Consider the following 7,429-nt stretch of genomic DNA (forward strand, 5'->3'; position numbering starts at 1 on the left):
CAGCCCGAGCTTGCCGACGATCCGGCCCGCGGGAAGTGTCTCACCACCGCCGGTGTCGGCGTCTGGGGCCGGTGGCCGGACTCGTTGGCCCAGCAGCGAGACCGCTTTCACGGGCAACGGCGAGCATCGTCAAACCTGCCTCACGGATAACGGAGTCCAGGTCGTCGAGAACGTCGTCGAGAGCGGTGCGGGCCTCGTCGGGAATCCCGTTGCCGCCTTCGAGCTTCATACGAAGCTTGTGCATACGCAGCCCGGCGTCGAACAGGGATCGGATGAGCCGGTCGTTCGGCACTGCAAGGGAATTGGCGCGCAAACCAGCGTGCGTGTCGAACACGTCGTGGTGTGAGTGCGATGGTGTCGAAGTGGGATCGAGCATTGTCGGGGGTACGGTCATCTGAACCTTCTCGAGTCGAGCGAGTGCCCTTCGAGCCTCACTACTGAACCTCGAGGAAGGGATGATGCCATGAGTATAGGTTCATCGGATTTCGGCGCGGTAGAGGTCAGAAGTCATCTTTTACCGCGACGGAGACCCGGCTGGCTGGGCGGGTTGAAATGTGGTGCGGCGGGCTCGGTGCCGGTCCGGGATCGGATCGTATCGCCGGCGACCACGACGAGTTTGACATTGCGCTGTTGGGAACGGGCACGCAGCGTTTCGAAGGCCGTATCCCGATCGCATCGGCGCTGGCCCATGATGATGCCGATGGCCTGGTCGATGAGGGATCGCGATGCCATTGCCGCCTGGAGCTGCCGGGTGAGTGTGCTCTGATCGGCCATCGTTATCGCCGCCGACAGCAGGACTGCGGTATGCGCCGCCGTCAGTGTGATCGCCCGCAGGGCGTGCTGGTCGAATCCGTGTGGAAGTGGCGAGTACAGGTTCAGTGACCCCACTGCGGCGCCGTCGACCAGCAGTGGCTCGGCGTGGACGGCGGCGACGCCGCGAGCGAGCATGCGGTGCGGGTAGTCGCCCCAACGTGTTTCGGCAGTGAGGTCCGGAACATCCACGGGTTGCGCGGTGTCGAGTGCGTGCAGACAGGGGCCGAGGCCACCGGAGATATGCAGTTCGTCGAGCAGCGTGGCATGCGGTCCAGTGGAGGCGACGGTCGCGATATCCCCGCCGCGGCGCAGCGTGATCGCAACCATCGGCCGACCGGGCAGGATTCGTGTGGTGATCGCGGCAATGTCGCGTAAAGAACCCTCGACATTCGGTGTGGACAGCACCACCGCTGTCAATTCGGACAAGCCTGCCGCGAATGCGTCATCGCTGTCGGCTGCTTCCATAGCTGCTCACCCGCCGTCGACCGTGTGACGATCCACGATTACGCCGCATCGTGCGCGTCCGGTTCGGTTGTCGGGAACCGGTTGTTCAGTGGTACCACTAGCGGGTTTGCACCGGCGGGCGAATGGGCAACTAGAAACACTAACCGCACCCGATGGTTCATGATCGAGGAAGAGCGACCCGGTGATGGAGAAACGAACTGACGCCGACCGAGAGTGGTCAGAGCTGTCGATCGCCACACCGGTCGACACGATATTGCATGAGTTGCTGCGGGAGAGGAACGGCGAGCGGAGAATCGGAAAAGTGTCAGGACTCGGAACAGTGTGGTCGCGGGAACTTTCCGATTCTGCCTCATTGCGGTTGCTCGCCAGTGTTCAGTTCGGCCGTATCGCGTTCTCCCGCTATGCACTTCCTGTCATCCGGCCCGTCGATCACATCGTCGCCGGCGACGAGATCATCGTCTACGTGGGTGCGGCAATCAGCATTTCGTCGTATCAGCAAGTGGTGGCCTACGAGGTCGACACTATCGATCATCGCACCCGGCTCGGCTGGTGCGTCATCGTCACCGGCGACGCGGAGTTCGTCAGCGACCCCGCCGAGATCGACCGGTACCACGCTTTACTGACCGGTCACCCGCCTGAACACGGCGACCGGATCATCCGCATACACCCCGACATCGTCACCGGCGTCGAATACGTCGATGCCGCCAGCGGCCGATAGCGCACCCGCACGGTGCGGCTGCCGCGCGAGAACTCCTGAGACACAGGCCGACCCCGCCGGTCCGGCGCGACACCCGCCCCGTCGGTCCGGCTTGCCGGAGGCCGGAATCCACTGTGGATGGCGAGGTCGAGCGAGCATGCTGGTCGGCGGGGCCGGGTGGGTTGTGGGAGCGGTCGGTGTTCCTACTCCGGGACGTTGGCGTGGTAGCCGAGGTCGTCATACTGGCCGCGACGGCCACGCGCTACTGCCGCCAGATCGATGGCCTGGCGAAGGGGTTGATCGCGCACCGTCGCAACGAACACGACCCGCCACCAGGCGTGCCGACCGGTGGCGACGGAGACGAGGAGGAGGCTGCCGACGAGGGCGACCGAACGTGTGCCCCGCAACGGACGCGCCCTAGTGTGTCGCTGCTATTCGGTCCGACGTGTCCGTGCAGCGCAGAGAACGATCGAGGCGAGCTCGATCCTCTGTGGGGTGTGTCCGCAGCCGTTCGCGGTGGCCGAGGCAGGGTCACGCAGCGTTCGGACACCTCATGTAGAGCGGCTGTGATGAACTGGCGGCGTGTCAGGTCCAGAGCGATCATCGAGTTGCGGGTTATCGCTAGAGTGAGCCCAATGAGCCGTATTTAGCACGGTTCTCGGGATCTTGGAAGATGCGCGTGCAAGACAGGGCGTTGCGAATGGATGAGATGGGATGGGGACTTTGGCGCTGCCAAATATCGTTAGCTTGTTCTCAGGTGCCGGAGGGTTGGACTGCGGCTATCACGAGGCCGGGTTCCCGGTAGTGCTCGCGGTTGACAGTTCGGAAGCCGCTATCAAGACGCACAAGCGAAACTTTCCTCGCACTACCTCGATTGCAGCCGACCTTGTCGAACTAGGGCCTGCAGGCGTACTGCAACACCTTGAAGAATTGCTTGAGCCGGGCGAGTCGATCGGTGTCATCGGAGGACCCCCCTGTCAGGGCTTCTCTCGCGCAAACACAGGGTCAGATGCCAGCGATCCGCGTAACAAATTGCCACTACTCTATTTGGAGATCGTCGAGGCGCTCCAGAAGAGATATGATGTGCAGTTTGTCCTCTTTGAGAATGTCCTGGGCATCCGTGATACAAAGCACGCGATTGTGTTCAAAGGAATCTTGTCGAAGTTCAACGAAATTGGACTGACTGCCGGTGTCGAGGAATACTCGGCACTCGACTTCGGTGTTGCGCAGACACGCAACCGAGTGATCATCTCGGGCTTCTCCGACCCAGAGGTTGCTGCGGTATTCGCGCCCGCCAAGATTCCGAGGAGAAACCTTACAGTGCACGCGGCAATCGGATCGCTGCCTGAACCCGCGTACTTCTCACGAGATCTAAAGCCAGAGGACATACCCCACCACCCCAATCACTGGACAATGCGCCCTGTATCGCAGCGGTTCGCTGATCCTGGAGGCGTAACCAAGGGAGGAAGAAGTTTTCGCCGTCTAGCTTGGGGCAAGCCTAGCCCAACTGTCGCGTACGGCCACCGAGAAATCCACGTACACCCTGATGGCAGGCGGCGCTTGAGCATTTTCGAGTCGATGCTGCTTCAAGGCTTTCCTCCAGAGTTCGTGCTCGAAGGAACGCTGTCTGCCCAAGTCGAGCAGGTGTCGAATGCTGTGCCGCCCCCACTGGCGGCTGCACTTGCGGAGGCCACGTCGAAGGCACTCGCAGCCGTCGCAGAGTCGGGCTCCAGCAGTGTGGTCATCGCTTGACTGAACCGCCTGTAAGTGTTTGGGGTGGCCGTCTCCTGTAATGGGCAGTCGGTGGTTCCGCGAGGCTGGCGGGATGTCACCGTATTCCTGGAGTCGGCCCGGCGGCCGCTACCTATCGTTCGCCGAGCGTGAGGAGATCGCGCTGCTCAGGGTGCAGGGCAAGGGAGTACAGCAGATCGCACAGGCGCTTGTGAGACTGAGGTTCATGGCAGGACGCAGGCGGCATTCCGCGGAGGACATCGTGCGGAAGCTGCGCCGTGCCGACGAGCTGACCGCCGCTGGTAAGACCGGCGAGGAGGCTGCCGCCGAGATTGGGGTGTCGGCGGCCACGTTGTACAACTGGCGACGCCAGTACGGCGGCGTGGACACCGGCGCGGCCAAAGAGCTCAACGAGCTGCGAGAGCAGAATGCTGGAGAAGGACGCGCTGCAGGAGATCGCCAAGGAAAGTTCTGAGCCCAGCGGCCAAGCGCCGCGCCGTGGGCATGCTTCGAGAGGTGAAGCGCATGTCGGAACGGTTCGCGTGCAAGGTTGTTGAGCTGAGTCGGGCGACCTATCGGCGGATGCCGATCAAGGACACCCTGAACGATCCGGACGCCGGTTTACGGTCGTGGCTGCGTTCGTACGCGGTCAAACATCCCCGGCACGGGTTCCGCCGTGCCGGGGATGCTCTGCGGTTCGACGAGGGCGCAGGGGTCAACATCAAGAAGGTTCACCGGCTCTGGCGTGAGGAGGGTCTGCAGGTACGCGAACATCATCCCCGCAAACGGGCCGGGGTTTCCTCGGTCCTGCCGACCGAGGCCGATGCCCCGAAAGGTGGTGTGGGCGTTGGATTTCCAGTTCGACTCCACCATCGATGGTCGGGCGGTGAAGATCACGTCGATGATCGATGAACACACCCGCGAGTCGCTGCTGCACCTGGTGGAACGCGCGATCACCGCCGAACGGCTCGTCGCCGAACTGGACAAGGTGTTCGCCGCGACCGGCGGCCCGCCGAGAGTGCTGCGGATGGACAACGGTCGGAGATGGTTTCGGCTGCCCTGCAACGGTTTTGCGCCGACAGGGTCGGGATCTCCTACATTCCGCCGGGCACGCCCTGGAACAACGGGTTTGTCGAATCGTTCAACCTGCGGCTGCGGACGGAGTGCCTCAACCGCAACCACTGGACCAGTCTGCTTGAGGCCCGCGTGGTGATCGGCGATTTCAAGGCCGACCACAACCATCGCCACCGACACTCGGCGCTGGGCTACAAGACGTCGGCCGAGTACTCTGCGGCCTGCATCCACGCCCACCACCCGGAGGCCTGCGGGACCAACTGAACACGGAACGAAATCACCTGGCTCTATTCCCAGGTGGTCTCGTCATCGGGACCGCTCACACGACCGCTTTCATCGCCGCCCTCTCCGGCCCGTGCTCGGCGAACATTTGCACGGCCCGCTCACGCAGCTCCTGCGGGTACTTCTTCGAACTCGCCACGACTTCATCCTTCACGGAGGTTGAAGTCTCCCGACACTCCGGGGGCGGTTCATGACCGAGCTCGCAGTTCAATGTCCCGGTTACGGCAACGGTTGGGGGCACTGTCTCTTATATTGATCAACTAAGGGTCGGGAGGAGCGCGTGTAGAGGGGGGAATGTGCCTGGGGACTCCCGCGGTGCGCATGGCGAACTCAGTCTGTCCGAAAGTGTCGGCGGTCTATCGTATGCCGCGCCGTGGATTGGCCAACTTCTGATGCTTGGAAGCAGGGCTGCGGCTTGGTCTAGGCTCCACCCGGCGCAGCAGCTAGTGGTTGCTATCTCCGTTCCGGCTCGCGATTTTGCAGCAGTGCTTATAGGTTGCGGTTGGATGATGGCCTCGAAGGCACCCAATCTGCCTTCAGTGCGGGAGGTAGCTGCTTCGGTTGAAGCGGGTACGCCGGTTCGCATCGTCACGCGAACACTGGTCGCCACAGACTTGTTCGGTAGGGTCGGCACGAACCAGGATCGGCTTCGTGTCGGCCGTCAATGGTTGGTGGACAAGGTTCTGGCGATGACGCCGCTACTAAGCCTGCGAACTCCTCAAGAGGAGCAGCTGCCTGAACCAGGCGTGATCAGTAGGATGGCGGGCTTAGATAAGGACTGGGCGGCCCGCCTGTGTCAACCGCCCACCGACCTGGCGCTCGTTGGAACACTCAAGTGGTTTCGAGACGACATCAGTGCTTTTATTGGCCGAGGGAATGAGCGTGAGTCGATCAAGCAGATCCTGCTGCCTGACGACCCTCAGGCCGCGACGTGGTCGACGCGCCTTTATGCCGCTTCGAGTCTTGAGGATCGACTCCCGGCTGCCGACGTCCGAGCGGTTGTCCTGGACGGTGCATCCGCGACTGCATATCTTTCGGCGATTGATGCCCCTGTGGTCATCGTGGTACTAGACCGCACCATCGTCGATGAGTCGGCTTCCAACTCAGTCATGAACTATCGCAACACCAATGGGGAGCCCTTGTCCGTGGAGCAAGACGTCCGGTGGGCACCGCCGCCTGGCATCGAAGCCCTAGGCTTTGAGGTGCCGCGATGAGCCGTGTTGCTGACCTGAATGCTCGCTACCAGCGGTCGGCGAGGTACATGTCAACTGGTGTGCAGATAGTGGCGATCGGAGACTTTGGGAGCGCTCGGGTCGATGCCGCAGTGCGCCGCGTTCTCATTCTGGCGCAGAACGACGCTTTACTGTGGGCCGATCTGCTCGGCGCTTCTAAGGCGCTCCGTTCGCGGCTTGTGACCCAGCCTCAACCGCTCCAGTTCAATGTAGCGGTTCGGCAAGCGGCAGCTGCTGTTGTCGACGAATCTGCAACCCTTCGACACCAAGTAGGTCCCGCAGCTAGGCAGGTGGTAGACGAGCTGGCCGCCGCAGCGTATGGCGCCGCGGCAGTCGACCCCCGCAGCGGAGAGGTGTTGCTCAAGGAGATACAACAGGCCGGTGCAGGTAGCTGTGTCGTGATTGCTGCGAGCGGGTCAGCTGTCGCAGGGCTTGCAAGTTGGCTCAACCCGCAGGGATTCACAGTGTGCGGCGTTCAACAATTGATCCGCGATCAGCTGTTCGTCGCACGGGGCTACGCCGTCGGGCCCCCTAGATTTTTCCCGTCGTCACTTGTGACCGCCCCGATGACAGAGTCGCTGAGCTATGTCATGCCAACGTGGTTCAGGGACAGAGCGATTCCACAGTCCGGCCTGGCTGAGCGTGCAGAAGGTGCGATAGTTGTGCCAGGGCGACTGTCTGTGGTCGGAGACACCGCGGAGCAGGTGCCACTGCCAGTCGAAGGCGCCGTCGATGAAGAAGAACTGCTCCCGCAGGCGACCTGGATCCAACCGGATGCGCCGCCCAGGGAGCCTAGCTCTGACGAGGTTGCCGCCCGACTGGTCCTGCTAGGTGGCGGCTACGCAATGTGGTTAGACGATGGGGAGCGGATCCGGGCTGTCGATCCAACGCAACCAGGTGGTGGACGCGTTACAACGGTTGAGGTGACGGCAGTGCGCCCGGGGACATATCTGCTGCTTCGCGATGGCGAAACCGAGCGACGTGCATTGTACAACGCTGCACTGGAATTGATGGGGTCAGAGGCCAATGATGTCGAAACATCTCAGACACTCTGGAAGGCCGCTTTGCAGGCAAAGCTAAATCAGCTCGGACGGACGGCAGTGACACGCGAACTCACCAAAGTTGGCGTTCGTAC

Annotated in this window: 7 protein-coding genes and 2 pseudogenes; 7 read left to right on the forward strand and 2 right to left on the reverse strand. The window is 62.3% G+C overall.

Going from position 1 to position 7,429, the window contains the following annotated elements; all coding sequences use genetic code 11:
• Positions 1 to 346 (forward strand): hypothetical protein (locus tag NU1_RS42665; RefSeq protein ID WP_218027805.1); only part of this gene is annotated, 346 nt, incomplete at its 5' end.
• 161 nt (positions 347 to 507) lie between these two features.
• Here the strand turns inward: NU1_RS42665 and NU1_RS04205 are convergent.
• A complete protein-coding gene (locus tag NU1_RS04205; protein WP_067517587.1) occupies positions 508 to 1,278 on the reverse strand; it encodes a GAF and ANTAR domain-containing protein in 771 nt (256 codons plus the stop codon).
• A gap of 352 nt (positions 1,279 to 1,630) precedes the next feature.
• Between NU1_RS04205 and NU1_RS04210 the strand changes: the two genes are divergently transcribed.
• Positions 1,631 to 1,996, forward strand: coding sequence for a pyridoxamine 5'-phosphate oxidase family protein (locus tag NU1_RS04210; RefSeq protein WP_169814993.1), 366 nt, complete (start codon positions 1,631 to 1,633; stop codon positions 1,994 to 1,996).
• Positions 1,997 to 2,178: 182 nt separating this feature from the next.
• Here NU1_RS04210 and NU1_RS04215 read toward each other — a convergent pair whose 3' ends face one another.
• Complete coding sequence (locus tag NU1_RS04215; RefSeq protein WP_067517589.1) at positions 2,179 to 2,382, reverse strand: hypothetical protein; 204 nt, start codon at positions 2,380 to 2,382, stop codon at positions 2,179 to 2,181.
• 307 nt (positions 2,383 to 2,689) lie between these two features.
• On the opposite strand from NU1_RS04215, the gene NU1_RS39985 reads away from it, so the two are divergent.
• From NU1_RS39985 to NU1_RS41120, 5 genes and pseudogenes are all read left to right on the forward strand, one after another.
• Entirely contained in the window at positions 2,690 to 3,727 is a 1,038-nt protein-coding gene (locus tag NU1_RS39985) for a DNA cytosine methyltransferase (RefSeq protein ID WP_245719939.1), read from the forward strand.
• A 40-nt stretch (positions 3,728 to 3,767) separates the two neighbouring features.
• Positions 3,768 to 3,923, forward strand: a pseudogene (locus NU1_RS41115) (helix-turn-helix domain-containing protein); the annotation flags it as partial.
• A 9-nt stretch (positions 3,924 to 3,932) separates the two neighbouring features.
• Positions 3,933 to 5,044: pseudogene (locus NU1_RS04225) on the forward strand (IS3 family transposase).
• Positions 5,045 to 5,568: 524 nt separating this feature from the next.
• Positions 5,569 to 6,276, forward strand: a complete 708-nt coding sequence (locus tag NU1_RS42980; protein WP_245719940.1) for a hypothetical protein — start codon at positions 5,569 to 5,571, stop codon at positions 6,274 to 6,276.
• Positions 6,273 to 7,429: hypothetical protein (locus NU1_RS41120; protein ID WP_157551980.1), on the forward strand; the 1,157-nt coding region annotated here is incomplete at its 3' end. The genes NU1_RS42980 and NU1_RS41120, both read left to right, overlap by 4 nt.

Source organism: Nocardia uniformis NBRC 13702, assembly GCF_001613345.1.
Lineage (GTDB): Bacteria > Actinomycetota > Actinomycetes > Mycobacteriales > Mycobacteriaceae > Nocardia > Nocardia uniformis.